The organism is Paenibacillus cellulosilyticus (assembly GCF_003182255.1).
GTDB classification, from domain to species: Bacteria; Bacillota; Bacilli; order Paenibacillales; family Paenibacillaceae; genus Paenibacillus_T; species Paenibacillus_T cellulosilyticus.
The window spans coordinates 1-21,637 of the sequence record NZ_QGTQ01000041.1 but is presented as its reverse complement, the minus strand read 5'-3'; the positions used below and the strand labels follow the sequence as shown (position 1 = coordinate 21,637).

The following is a 21,637-nucleotide window of genomic DNA, read 5'->3' as shown; positions in this document are numbered from 1 at the left end:
GAGCGATGAAGGAGGGGTACGACCATTGAGTGCATTCAAACTGAACAGACTTCGCAAAAGCATTTTCGCCAAGTTTGCATTCTCCTTCATCATCGTCGGGTTAATCCCGCTGCTCGTCGTAAGCTTCTTCTCGCTCAACACGTTCGGCAATTATATGGAGCGATACTCCATTAATAACTTCGAGCAAATGGTCATGAATGCAAGCAATAACGTGGATGATTTGTATAAGAAATATAATAATATTTCGAAACTGATGTACTCTTATGGTCAACAAGGCGGCTTCGGGCAGTTAGCCAAACGAATTGGCGAGGGAGCCTCTAATGACTACGATGAGGTAACGTCGGCAGTGGACGATTTGCTCGAGACCGTTATTGCTACCGATGTTCATATTCGCAGCGCTGCTTTCGTATATCCAAATGGCAGCTACCGTGATATGAACCGGATTGGCGGCAGCATAGATATCCGCTCCAACTTCCCGCTTCCAGCGTGGCGCCAAGCGCTCATGGAACAGCCCAATCAATTGATCATGATTCCGACGCATCATCAAGACTACTATCTGAGCTCAGGAACATCGGTTCTGACTTTTGCACGCAATCTGATCGATGTCGTCAGCAGTGACAGCTTGGAAGGGAAAATTGTAGGCAGCTTGTACATGGATATTACGTTGGATGCGTTTGAAGATATCTTCAATCGATTGACGATTGACCCGCACGATGGCATGTACGTCGTCGATCAGAACGGCTGGATCTTATACAGCAACCAAGATGACCGAATCGGGCAAAGCTTCCATGCTTCGAATTCGGAAGAGTATCAATATGTGACACAGGATTTGCCGAATGCGCACTGGCGAGTGATCGGCGAAGTGAACAAGGATGAATTGTTCAGCAAACTCAACGGGATTAAAGGCACGATTGCTTTCGTCATTTTATTATCTACGCTGTCGCTTATCCTTGTAGCCGTATGGTTCTCCAACAACCTGTCTAATCCCATTCGAATCATTATCCGCCACATGACGAAAGTAGAGTCCGGCGATTTCGATGCGCAAGTGCAGGTTCGAACGCCTGACGAGATCGGGATGCTGGCGCGGGGCTTCAATAAGATGACCGACCGGTTAAAGAACTATATCGACGAGGTATATGTGGCTCAGATCAAACAAAAGCAAGCGGAGCTCACTGCGCTGAAGAGTCAGATTCGTCCTCATTATCTATACAACACGTTGGAAGTCATTCGAATGAGTGCGGTAGCCAACGATGATGATGAAGTGGCGGATATGATCCTCTCGCTCTCGCGTCAATTGAAATATGTGCTGGATTACGGGGAAGAGACCGTCTCCCTGTTGGATGAAAAAGAAAATATCGAGCAGTACTTCAAATTGATGGAGCTCCGTTACGGAGAGCATCGACTAGCGATGGATATGCGAATGAATGGCGAGCTGCTGGGCTGCTCGATACCGAAGCTGTCGATTCAACCGTTAGTCGAGAATGCGATCTATCATGGGATTATGCCAAAGACAAGCAAAGGGACCATTCGACTTGCTGCTGATCTTGAGAAAGATATGCTAGTCATTACTGTCGACGATGACGGGATCGGGATGGATAAGGACAAGCTGGAGCAGCTAAGGGCGAAGCTGCAGGGAACGATTCCGCAGGAAAGCGGAAACGGCGGCATCGGGATCAAAAATGTGCATGATCGAATAACCGCGCTATACGGCTTGGATTATGGTGTTCACATTAACAGCACCCCGAATATCGGAACCTCCATACGGTTGCATCTTCCATACAGAGAGCGGGGGAACGGGCAATGATTAACGTCATCATCGCAGACGATGAGCCGATCATTATTAAAGGATTAAGGAAGCTGCTTCCTTGGGAGGAGCTTGGCATCCGCATTGTCGGAGAGGCTTGGACAGGGCGAGGTCTTCTAGAATTGGTACAGCAGGAGCGCCCTTCGCTCGTGGTTACGGATATCAGCATGCCGGATGGTACGGGAATTGACGTGCTTAAGGAGATCGGACGATCAGGCTTCCATACGAAGGTCATATTCATTAGCGCGTATCAGGATTTCTCGTATGCGAAGGAAGCTTTGGCGTTAGGCGCGGTTGACTATTTGGTAAAGCCAATCGAGAAAGAGCTGCTGCTGTCGGCTGTTCAGCGTGCTTTGTCACTCTTGCAAGAAGAGTCCGATGAGCTGCACAATAAAAATAAATTAGCCATTTATGAGCACAAGGATCGCAAGACACAGCTAGAAGAGCTGTTTGACCGTCTGATCGATGGCGACATCCGAATGGAAGAAGCCGAAGAGAAGCTGCGCATGCTGGATGCAGGATGCGCCTTTGATTTCTTTACGGTCATGATACTGGAGCCTGAACTGAATCAAGCCGATAACCGTTGGGGCGAGCATGAGAAGCGTCTTCTCCTCTTTGCGATCAGCAACATGGCCGAGGAGCTGATGACGCGGCATTCTGCCGGCATTCTTCTCCGCAAAGGAGATCGGATCTGTGTCATTATCAATCATAATCAGGAGACTTCCATTTCAGAGCTGGCCTCTGAGATTATCCGGCATGCGAAGAGCTTCCTGAAGATCACCTTGTCGATCGGCATCGGGAAGGAGCAGTTAGGCATCAGAGGGATACGAAGCTCATATCAGACTGCTGTTGAAGCATTGAATCGGAGCTTTTATGTCGACAATGGTACCTTCATCCGTTGGACGGAAGTGACGGGAGAAAGCCAAGTATCCGCCAGAGAGCTTGGTGAAGCGAGAAGCCAGGTTCTTCAAACGTTTCTGAAGAAGGATCGATCACTCATGCAAGCGGCATGCGAGACGTTATTCGAGAGGATTGAAGGGCATTCCAGCGGCAGCAGAGAGAAGACGCTGATTGCTGCATATGGGACCATTACGGAGTGGGCTGAAGGTTTAGCGGAGATTGGCATTGTGCTGGATGAGATTGAACTTCAGCAGCATTTCGATGCGATGCAGAGCTTCACGAAGTTCGCGCAAGTAAAGGCGTATTTGCTAATGGTTGCAGAAGGCATCTTAGCACGACTGGGGACGGGAGGCAAGGATGCTCAGCAGCTCACAACGATTAAGGCATATATCGATAATCATTATAGGGAGAACATTACGCTCGAAGGCGTAGCCTCCCGAATCTTTATGAATCCGTACTACTTCAGCAGCTTCTTCAAGAAGCATACCCGGATGAACTTCAAGCAATATTTGACCGAGGTTCGAATGAAGCAGGCAGTTAAGCTGCTCCTTCAGACGGAATTGATGGTGTATCAAATAGCGGAAGAAGTAGGCTATAACAATGCTCGGCAGTTCAGCGATATGTTCAAGAAGCATTATGGAAAGCTGCCGCAGGAGTTTCGTACACAAGGGAGCGAGAAATCGTAGCGGCCAAACAGTTGACGGAGTTGGGGGAGCGACAGATGAAATCGTTGGCAGAACGGATGGACCTAGTGGTCCTTCAGATGGCAGAAGAAGCATGGGCAAGACCGCTTAAGAGCAGTGGGCTGTGGCATCATCATGATATTCGCAACAACTTCTATGACGCAGCCTATCTGTTCGCAGCAGCAATAGACAAGAAGCTGACGTTATCATTCGACAGAGAAGCAGCGCTGAATTTGGCAAGCTCCGTATTCATGAACGTACTATCGCTGCAGGACCAACAGCCGGATAGCCCGACGTTGGGACATTGGCCGCTCCATCTTGGAGAGGATCCTAAGTCGGCAGAGAAGAACACGCTGCCGGCGGAGCTCATGGGTTGTTTGATGGTGTATTGGCATGACCGCTACGAACTTCAGATGACTGAAGAGCTGGCGACGATGTTCGAGCGAGCAATGGAGGCGATGTACAAGAGCGGGTTCTATCGTCAGCCGCAGAAAACGTTCTCCCATCATGAGGCGAAGTACACATCCTTGAAGCTCTTATTCGGAACTCGCTATCAGGATTCGGAGCTGCTAGCAGCAGGCAGAGATGATCTAAGGCTAACCATCCAGCGTGTGCAAAAGGAAGGTATGGCCGAATACGGCGCACTTCCTTGGTTCTGGCACTGGATGCAATCGTTGACCTGTGCTTTTCTTTATATGGAAGACAGCGAAGTTAAGAACGAGCTTGCTAGTTTGCTAGAGCTGCTGTGGAACTATCGGGCAGACCATTACTTGAATGGCGCGTGGATCGGCGGACGAATGCGGAGCTTGCCGGTAGATCTCCCGAGAGAGCAGAACGTTGCATTCGATTATGTGCAATTCGGCGATTTCGAGCTGCCGAAGCCGCTGCTGCGGGTGGAGTTCGCTGGAATTCTCCACTATGAAGCATCGGAAGCCGTTCGTCAGAAGGCGTTGAATCGCGAGCCAAGATCGTTGCGATATACGATCACTCCAGCTGTAAGTGAAGTGCCGCTGCGACAGTCGATTTATCGAACGCAGCACGCAGCGACGGGCGGCTTGCTGGAGAGAGTATCGGAATTCGATAACGAGCAGCACCGTTGGGAGGTTACACTGCCCTTATCCGATACGGAAGGTGCAAACCGGCTATACTTGTTCACGCCAGGTGATGGATACAATGAGGGTGATCCGCGGCATGAAGGCAGCGCCGGCGAGATGTTCTATCATAAGCATACGGTTATGGGTCTGTATGGCCAGGATGACTCGCTCCGTCCTATTGTTGGCGTCCTGCCGAAAGGGAGTTGGGTGCTGAAGGATAATAATCGTGCTTATGTAGAGCTTCAGCATCTATACATAGCGGTCTTCATGCCAGGGCAGCTATCGCTTACTGCGCTTAGGCATTATGTTGAACTTCGTAGTCAAGGTCATGCGCTAGGAAACGGATATGTCGTTGAGGTGATAGAGAAGTCTACGGCTTCCGACTACGCTATCCATACATTTGAGGATTTCACAGCAGTGATGGAACAAAGGCAGCCCCAATGGGAGCTAGCTGAGGATCGTCTGTCAGCCAGTTACGTTACGATTGGCGGCGACGAAGTCTCCTTATCGATCGACGAGCAAGGTCACGTCGTTCGCAGAGCATGAAGCAGCGCTTCATGCTCTTTTTTTGACGTCAATAGAGTGCAATAAAGGAACATTTCTAGCTTGGAAACGGCAACTTTGGTTCGATGCGACGAGCTATAATCGAATTATTGAAAGCGCAGCAATTGCGAATAGTAGACCGACAAGAGAGAGGGTAATAAAACATGTTGCAAGCGAATGATCAAGCGTGGCTGCAGGAAGTGATCGACAAGCTGAAGACGAAGATGGAATGGGTCAGCGACAAATCGAAACATAAAATTCCTTATACAACGGTCAACGGAACGTTCGACGACCGTGCCGTTGATAATCCTAGCGGTACAGAAGCCGATGGCATCAACTGGTGGACTAATGGCTTCTGGGGCGGCATGATGTGGCTCATGCATCATGAGACCGGCAATGCGAAGTACAAGGAAATCGCGGCAATTTCGGAGGAAAAGCTGGATCGATGCTTCGAGCAGTTTTACGGACTTCACCACGATGTCGGCTTTATGTGGCTGCCAACGAGCGTAGCGAATTATCGCGTGACAGGCAATCCACAATCGCGTAAGCGTGCCTTGCATGCAGCGAGTTTGCTGGCTGGACGGTTTAATCTCGCTGGCGGATTCATTCGGGCATGGAATGACCTGGATGAAGGCGATACGAGGGGCTGGGCGATTATCGACTGCATGCTCAATATTCCGCTGCTCTACTGGGCGTCGCAAGAGACGGGAGATCCTCGTTATAAGCAAATCGCAATAAAGCATGCGGACACGGCGATGGACGCATTCGTTCGACCGGACGGTTCGGTTCATCATATCGTAGAGTTCGACCCCGAGCATGGCGGCGTGGTTCGCACATACGGCGGACAAGGCTATGAGGAAGGTTCGTCTTGGACGCGGGGACAAACATGGGGATTGTATGGCTTCATGATGAGCTACATTCGGACGCAGAAGGATGAGTACTTGCAGACGGCTAAACGTATCGCGCATTATTTCATTGCCAACATGCCGGAGGATGGCGTTATTCCCGTCGATTTCAGGCAACCAGCGGAGCCGAGGCTGGAGGACGATACAGCAGGCGCGATCGCAGCATGCGGTCTGATCGAGATTGCGAAGGTTGTGGGCGAGCATGAACGACGCCTCTATATCGATGCAGCGGTCAAACTGTTGAAGGCGATCGACAAACGCAGTGACTGGACGGAAGCGTCGGACGCTATCGTTCAGTATGGAACCGGCGCCTATCATGCATCAACGCATCATCATGCTATTATTTATGGCGACTATTACTTCATGGAAGCAATCTTCAAGCTTAAGGGCAATGATTTGTATCTGTGGTAATTTGGACGGATTGATATAGGAAGAGAGGGCGCCTTGATAGCGATTGTTCATCGAGGACGCTCTCTACTTATTCTTGTTGTCTGGCGGCGCTGCGGTACTTTAGCGGCGTCGTTCCGACTACTTTCTTGAACAGTCGGATGAAATAAGAGACGTTCGGATACCCGACTTCTTCGGAGATTCGTTCGACGGCATGAGAAGAATTCTGCAGTAGACGGCATGCCTGCTTTATGCGCCTAGCCGTGATGTATTCCGAAAGGTTGCCGCCCGTCTCTTGTTGAAACAGACGAGATACGTAAGATTTTGAAAGATGAAGCCGCTGTGCAATATCCTCCAAATGAATGTCCTCCGCATAATGCTCCTCCACCCAGCTCATGATCTGTTCGGCATATGAGAAAGGTCGAACTTCGATCCCAGCTCCTTTATTTTGCTGTCGACCCAGTTCAGTGTCTGATGCAGCCTCGAGAATGTGCAGCAGCAGCATGATCATGTCTTCCTCGGCGTTTATCCCTTTACCGACAGCACATCTGTCATCGTACATCGTAAACACTTGTTCCATCCATGCTAGCCGAAACTGAAGATCAATTGGTTCGATTGGCTGTGCGCTCCTCCATAGACGTTCGAATATCGCATGCCGAGCTCGGAAAGGATGCAGCGCTTGATTGAAGTAATGCGGGTCAAAAAACATCATCGTCCGCACATAAGGCGTATTTTCGCTTACGCTGGCGTAGATTTTATGCAGCTGAAAGGGCTGGAAGAAGAACATCATCCCCGGTCGCATTTCATACGTTTTCTGATTGACGATGACAAAACCGCTGCCTTGGTGAATGAATAGAATCTCACAGCACTGGTGCCAATGATAAAACCCCGGATAAGAAGCCGTGGAGCGGGTAGTAGGACCGTATACGAGTGGTTTATTGTGCATCTGGACAGGCTCGAATAGGTAGTTCATCATGACCTCCGTAAGGGAATCTCTTCTACCCTTAGTATAGCAATGAACCATGCAGCGGTAATCGATGATGAAGGAACTTCTTAAATAACCTGCATATGAAGCTTAAAAAACTTCATTCATCCCATAGGAAAGTGTTGTTAATCTTATAGCGAGAGGAAGTTCTTCTTCGTCATAATCGCTATTGTTCAGGGGCGCGCCCGATTTTGATAGCGGTTACAATGCAGATCGAAATCTGAAAGGGGAGCAGGCATGAACAGGATTTTTAGAAGAGCTTTAATGGTGCTATTATGTCTGACGCTTGTTTGTATATCCGACTTAGCCTTCCTCAAAGGCTCGGGCAATGCAGCAGCCGCGGCTGAAACGGGTAACTTCCCGGCGACGCAGGACGCGTTTGTTTCTAATTTTAATGGGCAGGGAGACAGCGTTGGGATTACTTTGAATGCAAATAAGCTGATCTACGGGAAATTCCGGCACGCGTATCTTAAGTTTGATCTGTCCTCCATCGATACAGATCGCTATAAGATTGACGAGATGCAGATGGTATTGAACTTCAGAAAATCGCACTCGCCAAATGAGCTCGTATTTACAGAGAGCGAATCGACGCTTCAAGATACGAATACCGAATGGACAGTAAACAACCTCACCTACAACGCTCGTCCGAATGATATGGTGGATTCTCCTATCGTAACTCAGCAAGTGACCTCTAACGGGGAAGAAAACGTATCGATCGATTTGTCGACCATCTTTCAATCCGCTCTTAGCAGTGGCAGGAAAGTTATCAGCATTCATCTGACGACGTCGCAGGTGAACGATAGCACCATATCGGCCAGCGAGCTGTATGCCTCCAGGAATACATCGGGATACACGGGTCCATCCCTGGCAGTTACTCTTGGTAATCCAATTGTGAGCGATGGAACAGACAAGACGGCACTGAACACACTCATTGCTCAAACGGAACAGCTGAAACAAGGTGATTATACAGCAGACAGCTGGTCGGTGCTGGCTGGAGCGCTGAATCAAGCGAAGCAGGTTAGCATGAGCAGCGTGACCCAGGAGGAAGTGAACCTTGCTTTGCTATCGCTGCAATCGGCAATGGACAACCTGGACGGGATCGAGCTTCCTTCCAAGATTGCAGGACCAGACATGGGGAACTATTTCAACAATAGCCAGACGGCATCTAAGATCTTCAAGATGAAGAACAGTGAAGGCAGGTATGTAAAGGTTGACCCTGTCACTGAGAAATTGTCGCTCACAACGGATGCAGCGCAAGCTTCAGCATTCGCGCTGTACGTCCTGGACTATTTCGCTACGGTAGACCACTCGGAACCGGAGGTCGGTGCGACGAGGACGACTTATTCGATCAAGAGCTTGGTGAATAACAAGTACTTATCGATCCAGAACTATTTTACGGCGGAACAGTTTCTAAGCAATACCCATCATTACTACAACATCCTTAGCGGTGATCAAAATGGAACGAGCACAGACCGTACGTTCGAGATCAAAGCTTCAGCCACGATTCCGAACTGGAACGAACGCTTCTACGTCGACCATTACGTGAACTCGGATTATTATCGGATATGGTCACATCTGTCTACAATGCGTGACGATCAGAACTTCAATACATTTAATGTGACGATGACAGATGATGCGATGCAGAGCAGCGGGTTGGCTGCTCTGAATAACGAATACCGGTTCTACTGGGAAGAAGTAACGGACCAAGATCAGTTAGAAGTCAGCCAGCAAGTATCGGGAGACGATGTGGAACTGTTCTGGAAGCCAGTGAATGGCGATACGAATGCTGCACATTATAGCATCGATGGGAACAGCGTAGGTATCGTTTATGCGGATGGATTGATGCGCGTAACACGTTCAGACTTGAGCGTCGGGGTTCATAAGTACAACGTTGCCTATATCGGCAGCGGATATGAAGTGAACAGCGATGTGAACGTTCGTATCTTCAGCCATCCGGGCATCCTTCATACGACAGAGGATTTGAATCGGATGAAGCAGCATGTTCAAGCGAAGGAGGAACCTTGGTATTCGGATTACGAGCGGCTGCTGAACACGGTTCCTTACGATGTCGCCAGCCCAGACTATGAGACAACCGTCTTCTCGAATGTGGGACGAGGAGGCGCTCCGTCGGATTCCGCTTATATCGGTTATTTCGAGAAAGGCGGCAATGCTGCATATTTCAACGCACTGCAATGGGTAATCACAGGAGACGATACATTCGCTGCGCGCGCAGTAGACATTCTTAATAAATGGGCGAAGAGTCTGAAAGTGATTGATGGTCGAGACCGAATTCTGGGTGCGGGCATCAATGCTTACAAATATGCGAACGCAGCGGAAATCATCAAGTATTATAATGGCGGCTACAGCGAGTACAGCGCTGAGGACTTCAAAGCACTTCAAGATATGATGATCAACGTCGTATACCCTGTCATTCAAGACGCAGCCGTTCCGATGATTGCGAACGGCAACTGGGACGTGGCCGCTATTGTTTCGATGATATCGATTGGCGTGCTTGGCGACAATGCTGATCTATTCGATCGGGCGATGGCTCTGTATCAAGACATTCATGTGAACGGTTCTATCTTCGCTTATGTCAATGATTCGGGACAAACGATGGAGACCGGTCGAGATCAGGCGCATGCTATGTTGGCCATCGGATATATGGCGGAAATTTGCTTAATCGCAAACAACCAGGACGAGGATTTGTACTCCCTGTACAATAACCGACTTGCTAAGGCTTTCGAGTATTTGGCTAAATACAACCTTTATTCCAAGGAGCTTTACGGGGAGGATTTGCCTTTCGTAGCAATGCCGAACGTATTCGCCGACACAACAAGAGGCTATTATGGAGCGGGCTTCGACCGAGATAGCAACGGCCTTAACCGAGGCGAGCTGCGGCCTGTATTCGAGCAGGGACTCGCGCTTTACTCGAAGGTTAGCGGCGTAGATATGACATGGACGGCGAGGGCTGCTGCCGCCGCTCGACCGCAGGCGATGGTTCATTTTGACAATCTGAACTTCGGTACATTGACGTTCTATAACGGTGAGCCATTGACAGCAAACGGACCTTATTTCCAGCTGCGAACGAGATGGGAGCCTCTCTATCAGCGGAATTGGAGCACCGTTGACGGTCAGCGCGTCGCAGAGACGTTGAATTCTTACTTTGATATCGATGCTAACGGTGAACTCGTGACCAGCGTAATGAAGCAGGATGCTCCGTTCTATCAATTAGTAACGAATGACGATGGCACCTATTCGATCCGTGTGGTAAGCACCAATACTTATCTTTCGGTCAAAGAGGATCAGGTTGGCGACTACAACATCATGAAAGCGGATGCGGTTGAGATTGGAGACAACGAGAAATTCGTCCTGCAATCCACGGGCGTTGGTCCCTATTTCTTAGTGTCGCCGAAGTATGACAACCGAATCGTCTATCAGTACGTAAGCGGATCTGGAAACGATAGTGTGCTGACTCTTCGACTTGGCATCAAGAAACAGTCGGACGTAAAAGACACGCCGGATGTAACGACGAACGAAAGACTGATCTTCATGTACAACACAGAGGAGGTAGCGCTTCGTGGAATCCCGGTTCCTACTGTTCCAGGAGCACCAACTGAGCTGACAGCAGTACCAGGCGATAAGAAAGTAACCCTCGCGTGGAAAGCTCCTGGCAGCGACGGTGGGGCATCGATTACGAAGTACGAGGTATCCCGAGATAATGGCTCGACATGGATGGATGCGGCAACCGACATCGGTCATACCTTCAATGGACTAACGAATGGTGTAACGTACACCTTCAAAGTTAGAGCCGTGAACAGCACAGGCAATAGTGAGGCAGCTGTAGTGAAGGCCATGCCTGTATCCTCGGCTGGCGTAATTATTCCATCTTCTTCGACATCAGGGGAAACCGAGAACGGCAATAACAACGGGAATAACGGAGAAACAGGTGGCAACGAGAACACGGGTAACAACGAAAACAACGGGAATACTGGCAGCAACGGCAGTACGAACTATTACGAACTAGCTTTCAACGATGTACCATCTTCTCATTGGGCAGCCAACAATATTGCCTTCGTTTCGTCTCTAGGCCTGTTCAAGGGGACAAGTGTTAACACTTTCAGTCCGAACGTATCGATGACACGGGCGATGTTCGCTCAAGTACTGGCTAACTTAGAAGGTACAGATCTTAGCGATTATACCGAGTCGGTGTTTATTGACGTACCGGAGCAGCATTGGTATACAGGCGCTGTGACCTGGGCGGCTAAGAGCGGCATCATCAATGGAACAGGACAAGGCAAGTTTGATCCGAATGGGAACATCACGCGAGAACAAATGGCGGTCATGTTGTATAACTACGCTGTAAGTAAAGGATATAAGCTGCCAGCATCAACGAACGCCACGTTTGTCGATAGTGGTAATGTAAGTGCTTGGGCAAGCGAGGCGGTAGCGGCTATCGCAGCGGCAGGAATCATTAACGGCAAAGGTGACGATCGATTCGAACCACAAGTGAATGCTTCGCGCGCCGAGGTAGCCGCCGTCTTCGCAAGAATGATTCGAGTACTGGGCATGGACCATGAATAGGTAAGTGAATAGAAGTAGAAAACGGACCTTTGAGGGTCCGTTTTTTATCGTTTGGACCATGATAGATTTGGATTAGCAAGGAATATGGGAGTGTTTGTCGAAATAGGAAAATATGGATTCTCAATGACTCAATATCGGATTTGTATGAATGGAGGTTCGCAATGAAACGGTTGCCATATGAACGCCCCACAAAGCATTATGATGAACGAGTTATTTCGATTGATGAACAAATATGCAGCTTGCTGAAGCAGCGCAAAGTGCTCGCTGACCAAGATCCGGGCTACCCGCCTTTTGCGTACATCGAGAAGTGGGCTGCTGAATATGAATTTGAAGCAGAGTTTTTGAAATCAATTTTTGGCACCATTTATGGCGAACGCTGGTACAAGCCAGTTATTGAGCCAATCGAGTTTCGAAAGCATATTCCGGTTCTCACATCAGTGGAGCATGATGGCAAGTTCTATACAGTAAATGGAGTACGACAATATAGCAACGCGAGTGTAATAACGTTTTATATGGAATGGGATGTAACGGACGAATTGAACCATTCGAAGAGGAGAAATCACTTCGAGCTGGACCTGGGTGAGGGGTATGAATGTCGTATGGATACAGGGGGAGGCGGCGCTGGTTATTTATCCTTCACCTACGTCGTTTCTCCGCCATTGCCTGATAATCTTACGGGGACTGTGCTCACCTTCAGAGAGTTTGCTAGACCGCATAAGAATGAACCAACTAGTAAGGAAATAATCATCCGTGTGGATTAAATATTGTTATACAAACACATTAATTCGAGAAATGGTGGGGATTTTCATTGGAATTAGTCGTTCATCTTGATGAGCCATGGCAGAAAGAAGCAGTAGAAGCGATAGCGCGCCGATTCGAGGAAATGAATCCAGGTGTTACAGTAACCGTAGCAATTGTTCCCAATGCTGAGATCCGAGCAAATCTATACACGGGTGAATCCAGTGCTGATCTTGTACAATTGTTCAATCGGGATATTTTCGACTGCATGAGGGATGGCCGATTGCTTGATCTGCGTCCATTAATAGAATGCAATCCACAATTAATAAGTCTGTTTCACCCGTCGATATTCCGTCTAATCGAGCATGGAGAGCAGATCGCCGTATTGCCGATCAGTGCTGCGATGAAAGGTATCTTCTACAATAAAAGTTGGTTCGACAAGGCGGGCATTCCGTATCCGGCAGAAGATTGGACATGGGGTGATTTTGAAGAGATTGCGATTCGTCTTCAAGAATCAAATGTTAGCGAAGGTGAGAATCGTTATGCGGCGAGAATATCGTTCCAGCGCGAGTATATGGGCCTGCTCTTACTAACTGCCGGTACGGATTGGTTGTCCCCTGATGGGAGCAGAGCATCCGGTTATACGAATAGCCCGCAAGCCGTACAAGCGGTACAATGGGCCGTTGACCTTGTTCGCAAACACCAAGTTGCGAGGGAGACTCAAGAATACTTCGCGAATGGCGATTTTCTGCGGAATGATGTCGGGATCATATTAGATTATTACAACATGCTGCACGAACTTCAGCCTCATCTCCAAGACGATCTTGGTATTGCGGCATTACCGCAATTTCACAAAGGTCAAGCGGTCAACGAGCCGTGGGTATGCGGATTCAGTATCACTGCGACAACCGCTAACGCTGAATTGGCATGGTCTTTCCTTCAAGAATTGACGTGTACAAGCAATGAGTTGACACGACTAGTAACAGAAGGATCCATTGCGGCTCTTCGTTCCGTGTACTCGGAAGTTGGCCATGATCGTGATCCTATGCGTAATGCGATTCTGTCCGAGCTCTCAAAAGCTGTACAACTTCCTTTAGCGGTCTGAGAAAAGTTTCAATTACTAGATGATGCCGTGAACAAGGCTCTAGCGCAAATCTTGTTTGAGGGTACCGATGTTAAGAAGACGCTTGATGATCTGGCGCTTGAACTGGATCATAAACTTCATGCGTTGTGTAGCCAATAAGAAGAACAGTCTAGCTCAATGGTTCGGTATTTCAACTTCCTCGTGCTTTGCAATTGTGGTCACAACTATGATACGATTTGGTTAATGGTTAAGGGGTAATTAATGGTTAACTGTTAATATACATTTCAAAGTTGGAAGGAAGTAGATGTAGTTGTGTTAACCGATTGGCATAAGGACGTCCGTACACGTAATCGGGAAGAGTTTATTGCTGCGGGGCAAGAGGTTCTGCTTGAGAATAACTTCTCGAAGGTTGGACATAAAGAAGTGTGCGAACGAGCAAACTTAAGTAAAGTGACATTTTATAAATGTTTCAACTCGATGGATGACTTGATCTTCGCGATCCAGATCAAAATTCTCGGCCAAGTAACGGAGTTTATGGTTCAGAACTCGAAAGAGGAAGAGACTGGACTCGGGAGCATTCGTAATTACTTGGATACCTGGAACAATCTACTGTTCACCCATCCCGACTATTTGAAATTCATTGGGTTTTTCGACCATATTTACAGCAATCAATATCCGACAGAAACGCTCAAAGCAGCCTATCATGATGTTGTCGTGGAGGCGGGCTTCGGTAATTTGCTGAAAGATTACATCAGGAAAGGTGTTCAGGATGGTTCCATTCGCTCCGATTTACCGGTCGAATTAGCCGTCATCACAATTCTGGAAATGGTAATCAGTTTAATGCAGCGCGTTGCCTCTAGAGGTAAGATACTGGAGGAGGAACACGGCTCCATTATTCAAGATATTACGGCGTTCTCAAGTCAGATGATCATGGATTACCTAAGAGCAAGATAATAAACAAGCTTACGAAGGGGCTAGGTTCGTGAATAACGAACTTAGTCTCTTTTTTGTTTTGCCTGAAAAAACGCTTGCATTGAATCAAGGGATTTGGTATTTTAAATGCAAGAGGTTAACTGATAGTTAACGGTTATATAAAAGTTAATAGCTATCTATTGGTTATGGACTCAATCATTTATCATCGGGAGGCATATTACATGGCGAACAAATTGAGATTTGGATTTATCGGCTGCGGCGGCATCGCAAACCAAAAGCATTTTCCAGCATTAGCTGCACTTGCACAGCAGGTAGAACTCGTTGCTTTCTGCGATATTATCGAGGAGCGGGCACAGAAAGCGGCAAGCCAATACGGCATTGAAGGTGCAGGTGTCTATACCGATTACAAAGAGCTGCTGAAGGATCAATCGATTGACGTTGTTCATGTTCTTACACCAAACATTTCGCACTCCTTTATTACCATCGATGCACTTGAAGCAGGTAAGCATGTGATGTGCGAGAAGCCTATGGCGATTAACAGCGAAGAGGCATTGGCCATGATCGAAGCGGCCAAACGAACGGGCAAGAAGCTGACGATCGGCTACCAGAACCGTTTCCGTGTTGATTCGCTTGCGCTTCATGAGGCATGTGAGAACGATGAGTTGGGCGAGATTTATTTTGCCAAAGCCCATGCCGTCCGCCGGAAGGCTGTTCCGACATGGGGCGTGTTCCCGGATAAGTCGAAGCAAGGTGGAGGCCCATTGATTGATATCGGTACCCACGCATTGGACCTAACCTTGTGGAACATGAACAATTACAAGCCGAAGATGGTTGTCGGTTCGACGTATCAGAAGCTGAAGGACAACCCAATGGGCAACTTGTTTGGTCCTTGGGACCCGGAAACGTTCGAGGTAGAAGACTCTGCATTCGGCTACATCAAGATGGAGAACGGTGCAACGATCTATCTGGAAGCCGCATGGGCGCTTAATGTGCTGGACGCCAAGGAAGCGCAGGTTACCTTGTGCGGAACGAAGGCAGGCGCGGAGATGCGAGGCAAAGCATTCATGGACCAAGGCTATGTAGTCTACAACACAGCACAACACGGTCAACTGGTGGAGACGGCACCTTCGAATGGGGGCGGCGTGGCATATTTTGCTGGAGCAAGCCAGCGTGCGAATGATGTTGAGGCTCGCATGTGGGTAGATGCGCTGCTGAATGACAAGGAGCCGCTTGTGAAACCGGAAGAAGCGTATGTCGTCACTCAAATTCTCGAAGCGATATACAAATCCGCTGAGACAGGCGAACCTGTATTCTTCTAGAACTGGCGATCTAACTAGGGAAGAGGCTTGTATATGAAACTAGGTGTTTTCTCTGTATTGTTTCAACAACTCCCGCTGGCGCAAGCCTTGGATTATATAGCGGACAAAGGGCTCGATGCAGTCGAGCTAGGAACAGGCGGATATCCCGGCAATCATCATTGCAATCCAGCAGAACTGTTGGCTGATGCGGGGAAATTACGGGAGTTCAAAAAAATGTTTGATTCGCGAGGGCTTGCGATTAGCGCGTTAAGCTGCCACGGTAACCCTTTGCACCCTCAGTCCCATATTGCGCAAAGTTTTCATGACGATTTTGTACGTACGCTCGATCTTGCCAATATGCTGGAGGCTCCCGTTGTCGTTGGTTTCTCAGGTTGTCCTGGCGATTCGGATGATGCGAAGTATCCCAATTGGCCGGTTGCGCCTTGGCCGAATGAATATGGTGAGCTGCTAACCTGGCAGTGGGAGAACAAAGTAATTCCCTATTGGATTCGAACCGGTGAATATGCTAAGCGACAAGGAGCGAAGATAGCGCTAGAGATGCACGGTGGCTTCTCTGTTCATTCGCCAGCAACACTTCTGAAGCTGCGATCCCATGTCGGGGAAGTCATTGGTGCTAATCTTGATCCAAGTCATATGTGGTGGCAAGGAATAGATCCTGTTCAAGCGGTTCGACTATTAGGCAAGGAGCAGGCGCTGCATTATTTTCATGCGAAAGACACCTGCTTTGATACGAATAACGTCAATCAGCACGGCGTTACGGATATGCAAGCATACACGCAGCTGCTGGATCGAGCGTGGAACTTCCGATCGGTTGGCTTCGGCCATGATCTGAAGACTTGGTCGGATATTATCGCAGCGCTGCGCTTAGTTGGATACGACTATGTAATCAGTATCGAGCATGAAGATGGCTTAATGTCTGTAGACGAAGGCTTCACGAAAGCTGTCGAGAATCTGAAGCAAATCATGATCAAAGAGCCTGCTTCAGAGATGTGGTGGGCGTAGCGCAAGACGGGGGAGAATCCCATTCTCCTCCACTAATAACGAGTGAGAGGAGTGGGGGCGTATGAAGCTAGGCATTATTGCACCCGCCTTGGAAGAGAGCTTTCAAATGGCACAGCACAGAGGACTTCACTTCTTGGAATTGTGCATCAACGAAGGCGACGATGTGGGAGCCTTTTATCAGATGCGCAGTGAACTTATGGAATGGCGGGATAAGTACCAGATCAACATTGAATCAATTGGACGTTGGAAATCCCTCCGGATCGACGATAAGGGAGCGATTCTTCCAGATGAATTGGAGCGCTGCTTCCAATTGATTGATGTGGCAAGTGAATTGAATTGTCCGAGTTTTGTAGCAGGCTGCAACTATGTGGAGCAGCTGTCGTTGTACGACAATTGCACAGCCGCAATCCGGTTCTTCGAACAATTGCTTGCTTATGCGGCGCCTAAGAACGTCAAAGTGTCCACGTATAACTGCCGGAAAGTGAACTTCGTTAATACACCTGAAATCTGGAACATCGTGCATGGGCATCTTCCTGATCTCGGTATCAAATACGACCCTTCACATGCGCGCTTCAGCGGTGGGAACTACTTGGAGGAGACGTTCAATTGGGGACACCGGTTCTATCACGTGCATCTCAAAGGATCTCTTGTCCTTCACGGACAGAAGGTTGACGAACCGCCTGCAGGACTTGATCAGACGGATTGGCGATCGTTCTTGGGTCTTCTCCGAGCTGCAGGTTATAAAGGTGGACTTAGCATTGAACCGCGAAAGTCGGCACTGCCGGCTGAACTGGATTCGAAGGGAATTGATTACTCCGTCGCTTATTTCAAACAACTACTGCTAGAACAGTCATTCAGCATGGGGTGATGATATGAATAAAACGTTAAGATATGCGCTGATCGGCGCAGGGGGCAATGCAGAGAAGAAACATATTCAAGGCTATAAGAATGTCTTAAATGTAGAAGTCGTGGCTATCTGCGACGTTGTTCGCGAGAAGGCTGCCCAGATGGCAGAGAGACATGGCGTAGAGAAGGTGTATACCGACTATAAAGAAATGATTCAGACGGAACAGCTTGATCTGGTAAGCATAGTAACGCCAAATTATCTACATGCGGAGATTGCGATCTATGCGCTTCAATACGGTGTCCATGTCCATTGTGAGAAGCCGCTCAGTATGAACGCGGAGGAAGCACGCTCGATCTTGAGAGCAACCGAACAATCAGGAAGCCAATTAATGATAGGCTTGAACAACCGGTTTACGAATGAAGCTGTGCTGCTGAAGCGATGGATTGATGAAGATAATTTAGGCCATATCTATAGCGCCAAAGCTGGTTGGGTGAGAAGGAGCGGCATTCCGGGCAGGGGCACGTGGTTTACGAATCGGTCGCTGGCTGGCGGAGGCGTCATGATTGACTTAGGTGCGCATTATTTGGATCTTGCGCTCTATTTGATGGGTAAGCCAGAACCTTCATTTATTGTTGGCAGCACGCATCAGAATTTTGTACACACCACTTCACGAAACCGTAACGGGTACAAAGGTGTTGAAGGCGGGATCTTCAACGTAGAGGACTCTGCATCCGGCTATTTAAGCTTAGTGAATGGAGCGTCCGTTGCATTCGATTTCAGCTGGGCATCTAACATCGAGCAGGATCGTTACTATGTTGAATTGTTAGGCACCAAGGGCGGTGCAACCCTTGTGAATGGCGAATTAAAACTGTTTGGAGAGTATGGCGGTGTCTGTATGGATATAACGCCGAAGTTGAAGTTAAACCCGAATTTGAAGCTCGCTAATGAGTTTCAGCACTTTGTTGATTACATCACACATAACGGACAAAAGCTGATTGCACCGGCCGAGGATGGATTGTATTTGGCAGAGATTATAGATGCGTTCTATCAAAGCGCAAACGAACAATCGCCGGTAAGCTTTCGGCACAGCATGTGTGTCATTTAGGTGCAATCATTCATTGCAGCTTTTGTAAGCGATATCACTCTTAGGAGGAAGCAAGATGCAAACAAGTGTAACAGTCGATAAAGTGACGACGGCCGCAGGATACAACCAAGGGGTGGGAAAGCTGAAACTTTTGGAGAAAATGAGCTACGGGTTTGGCGATATGGCTTCTAACCTGATGTGGGGCATCATTGGCAGCTTTCTACTCTACTTCTATACGGATGTGGCTTTAATCCCGGCTGTCGCCACGGGTACGATCATGCTTGTTGCTCGAATATTAGACGCTGTCATCGACCCTGTCATTGGTAACATGGTGGACCGGACGAATACGCGCTTTGGACGTACCCGGCCCTATATTCTCTTTGGCATTGTTCCTCTCGCTGTTATGCTCGTACTCACGTTCAGCAGTCCTGACATCTCCACAACGGGCAAAATTGTATACGCTTGCATTACGTATGTTTTTTGCGGCATTCTCTATTCGCTCGTCAACGTTCCCTACGGCGCTTTGATGCCCTTGATGACGAGAAGCTCTGAAGAGAAAAACCAGCTGTCCAGCTATCGTATTCTCGGAATGGCGCTTGGCAGTATCATCGTTACTGCATGTACCTCTCCATTGGTTGAATTTCTAGGGGGAGGCGAAGAGAAACGTGGGTACCAACTGACCTCTGCCTTGTTTGCGGTCTGTGGAGTGATCTTGTTCTTCTTCGTCTATAAGAACTGCAAAGAGCGTTACATTGAATTTGCCAATCAAGATGTGAAGAAGCAGAAAGGCGGTTTGCTGGAGACTTATAAGAGAGCGTTTAACAACGGGCCGTGGGTGTCTACGATTGCATTTACTTTGTTTATGTTTATCAAAATTGGCGCTGTTGTCGCGATCACGATATTTTTCTGCATTCACGTGCTTCACAACCCGCATATGATATCCATCTTGCTTCCGGCACAATATGTATCGATTCTGATTGCATCGCCTTTGGCGCCTGTGTTCCTGCGCAAGTTCGGCCATCGGAACGGCAATATCATTGCTTGTGTGATTTATATTGTTTCAATCGCGTGCATGCCATTGTTTAAAGACAATATGCCTGCGTTTGTTTTCTGTTGGGTCTTTGGCAACATATTCGCAGGCATTAACGGTGGGTCCGTCTTCGGCATGACGGCTAACGCGGTCGACTATAACGAATGGAAGTTCGATAAGCGATGCGAAGGCACGCTTTATGCGGGATACAGCTTCGCGACCAAGGTAGGGATGGCTATCGGCGGTTCTGCCGTTGGGTACGTATTGGCCTTCACAGGTTACGATGCGGCTAATATTACATCGCAAGCTGTTTCGTCGATCAATGTGTTATATTATGCGGTGCCGATCTTCTGTAGCGTGCTGCAAATTATCGCGGTATCGTTCTACCGATTGGATGCGATTCACCCGCAGGTGGTCCGTGAGCTGGAGATGAAACGAGCAGCTTTGAAGTAGCTGCATGGGTGTATCCGGATGTCTTCTTTGATCGTGAGCATGAATGAATTTATGCTTGTTATTGAACTAGGCATGTGTTATTCTGGCCTAGAAGTTAACTAATTGTTAATGGTTAAATGATAGTTAATTTCTAAGTTGACATTGGAATCAAGCAAGGCAAAGGAGTTTCTTATGGGGAGAACGAGAAAGCAGAATTTGATCTTTACGATCATGATGTGCTGCAGCATGGTCCTGATCATGAGTTTGTACAACGCCGTATTAAACGATGGACTGACGGATACGATGCTGCATGCATATTGGACCGGCTTCATCCCGACCTTGTGCGTGGCGATCCTATGGGAGATGTTGATCGTGGTTCGAATCGCAAAGCCCTTGTTTTTCAAATATGCCCCTAGGATCACGAGTCCCAAACGCAAGCCGTGGCTGATGTCAGTGCTGATGGTAGTAGGGATGGTGTTGGGCATGACCGCTTACGGTCTAATGGTGAATGAGCACGCGGAGGGACAATTTGCAAGTCTGTATGCGTTAGGGATCGTTCGTAACTTGATCGTCGCCCTGCCTATTCAGATCTTTGTTGTTTCCCCGTTAATAAGAAAGCTATTCCACATGATGTTTCCTTTGCCCGTTAGGACGGAAACGAACCAAGAAACGGTTTAAATCTCTCTCCTCAATAGGAAGGGACTTTAAATAGGAGCTTTACAATTCATACCCAAGAAGGATGGATGCACGATGGGCCAAGAACACAATGTGAAGAGAAGTGTCAGCTTATATAGCTTTCAAGAAGAGTATCTCTATAAGAAGATGACACTCGAAGACTGCATTGCAGCAACTAGCAAGATGGGGGCTAAAGGCGTTGAAATCATTGGCGATCAAATGATTCACGGCAGCCCTTTTCCAGAGGAGAGCTTCTATGAGAAGTGGCATGGTTGGATGAATACTTATCATCTCGAACCTGCTTGTAATGATATCTTCATTAACACCTCCTTATACAAAAATCGCAAGCTTACGGACGCTGAATGTATTGAGATGATGATTAATGAGCTCAAGCACGCGAATAAGCTGGGGTGCAAGGTCGTGCGGCTCGTGTCCAAATCGCCTTATGAGATCATCTCCAGATGTCTGCCTTATGCGGAGAAGTATGATGTCGCCATGGCGCTGTCAATCGTCTGAGAAAATGTCACTCTCTAATGGAGGCCACCTTTACCAGGAGGCCTCTAAAAAACTGTTGTGCTGTGAATACATAGCATCTTGGAAGGTGCTGCGTT

General features: G+C 48.2%; 16 protein-coding genes. 15 read left to right on the top strand and 1 reads right to left on the bottom strand.

Going from position 1 to position 21,637, the window contains the following annotated elements:
- Positions 1 to 25: 25 nt before the first annotated feature.
- From DFQ01_RS28650 to DFQ01_RS28635, 4 genes are all read left to right on the top strand, one after another.
- Complete coding sequence (locus DFQ01_RS28650) at positions 26 to 1,804, top strand: sensor histidine kinase (protein ID WP_110047360.1); 1,779 nt, start codon at positions 26 to 28, stop codon at positions 1,802 to 1,804.
- Positions 1,801 to 3,390 (top strand): response regulator, encoded by a 1,590-nt coding sequence (locus DFQ01_RS28645; protein WP_110047359.1) that lies wholly within the window; start codon positions 1,801 to 1,803, stop codon positions 3,388 to 3,390. The genes DFQ01_RS28650 and DFQ01_RS28645 overlap by 4 nt, the downstream gene beginning before the upstream one ends.
- A 35-nt stretch (positions 3,391 to 3,425) precedes the next feature.
- The gene (locus tag DFQ01_RS28640; RefSeq protein WP_110047358.1) at positions 3,426 to 5,027 is read left to right on the top strand and encodes a hypothetical protein; all 1,602 of its coding nucleotides are present in this window, start codon (positions 3,426 to 3,428) and stop codon (positions 5,025 to 5,027) included.
- A 161-nt stretch (positions 5,028 to 5,188) separates the two neighbouring features.
- On the top strand, positions 5,189 to 6,340 hold the full coding sequence (locus DFQ01_RS28635) for a glycoside hydrolase family 88 protein (protein WP_110047357.1): 1,152 nt from the start codon (positions 5,189 to 5,191) through the stop codon (positions 6,338 to 6,340).
- Positions 6,341 to 6,407: 67 nt separating this feature from the next.
- Here DFQ01_RS28635 and DFQ01_RS28630 read toward each other — a convergent pair whose 3' ends face one another.
- The gene (locus DFQ01_RS28630; protein ID WP_174812640.1) at positions 6,408 to 7,292 is read right to left on the bottom strand and encodes an AraC family transcriptional regulator; all 885 of its coding nucleotides are present in this window, start codon (positions 7,290 to 7,292) and stop codon (positions 6,408 to 6,410) included.
- A 273-nt stretch (positions 7,293 to 7,565) separates the two neighbouring features.
- Between DFQ01_RS28630 and DFQ01_RS28625 the strand changes: the two genes are divergently transcribed.
- The 11 genes from DFQ01_RS28625 (at position 7,566) to DFQ01_RS28575 (ending at position 21,542) form a co-directional block, all read left to right on the top strand.
- Entirely contained in the window at positions 7,566 to 11,882 is a 4,317-nt protein-coding gene (locus DFQ01_RS28625; protein WP_174812641.1) for an S-layer homology domain-containing protein, read from the top strand.
- A gap of 161 nt (positions 11,883 to 12,043) precedes the next feature.
- A complete protein-coding gene (locus DFQ01_RS28620) occupies positions 12,044 to 12,643 on the top strand; it encodes a hypothetical protein (protein WP_110047354.1) in 600 nt (199 codons plus the stop codon).
- Positions 12,644 to 12,690: 47 nt separating this feature from the next.
- Entirely contained in the window at positions 12,691 to 13,725 is a 1,035-nt protein-coding gene (locus tag DFQ01_RS28615) for an ABC transporter substrate-binding protein (protein ID WP_110047353.1), read from the top strand.
- Between the two features lie 291 nt (positions 13,726 to 14,016).
- Complete coding sequence (locus DFQ01_RS28610) at positions 14,017 to 14,658, top strand: TetR/AcrR family transcriptional regulator (protein ID WP_110047352.1); 642 nt, start codon at positions 14,017 to 14,019, stop codon at positions 14,656 to 14,658.
- A 200-nt stretch (positions 14,659 to 14,858) separates the two neighbouring features.
- Entirely contained in the window at positions 14,859 to 15,956 is a 1,098-nt protein-coding gene (locus DFQ01_RS28605; RefSeq protein ID WP_110047351.1) for a Gfo/Idh/MocA family protein, read from the top strand.
- Positions 15,957 to 15,989: 33 nt separating this feature from the next.
- The gene (locus DFQ01_RS28600; RefSeq protein ID WP_110047350.1) at positions 15,990 to 16,958 is read left to right on the top strand and encodes a sugar phosphate isomerase/epimerase family protein; all 969 of its coding nucleotides are present in this window, start codon (positions 15,990 to 15,992) and stop codon (positions 16,956 to 16,958) included.
- A gap of 61 nt (positions 16,959 to 17,019) precedes the next feature.
- Positions 17,020 to 17,826: a sugar phosphate isomerase/epimerase family protein gene (locus tag DFQ01_RS28595; RefSeq protein ID WP_110047349.1), complete on the top strand. Its 807-nt coding sequence runs from the start codon at positions 17,020 to 17,022 to the stop codon at positions 17,824 to 17,826.
- A 4-nt stretch (positions 17,827 to 17,830) separates the two neighbouring features.
- Positions 17,831 to 18,910, top strand: a complete 1,080-nt coding sequence (locus DFQ01_RS28590; protein ID WP_110047348.1) for a Gfo/Idh/MocA family protein — start codon at positions 17,831 to 17,833, stop codon at positions 18,908 to 18,910.
- 55 nt (positions 18,911 to 18,965) lie between these two features.
- Complete coding sequence (locus DFQ01_RS28585; protein ID WP_110047347.1) at positions 18,966 to 20,372, top strand: glycoside-pentoside-hexuronide (GPH):cation symporter; 1,407 nt, start codon at positions 18,966 to 18,968, stop codon at positions 20,370 to 20,372.
- Positions 20,373 to 20,543: 171 nt separating this feature from the next.
- Positions 20,544 to 21,029, top strand: coding sequence for a DUF2798 domain-containing protein (locus DFQ01_RS28580; RefSeq protein ID WP_110047346.1), 486 nt, complete (start codon positions 20,544 to 20,546; stop codon positions 21,027 to 21,029).
- A gap of 72 nt (positions 21,030 to 21,101) precedes the next feature.
- On the top strand, positions 21,102 to 21,542 hold the full coding sequence (locus DFQ01_RS28575; RefSeq protein WP_110047345.1) for an apurinic/apyrimidinic endonuclease family protein: 441 nt from the start codon (positions 21,102 to 21,104) through the stop codon (positions 21,540 to 21,542).
- The last annotated feature ends 95 nt before the right edge of the window (positions 21,543 to 21,637 follow it).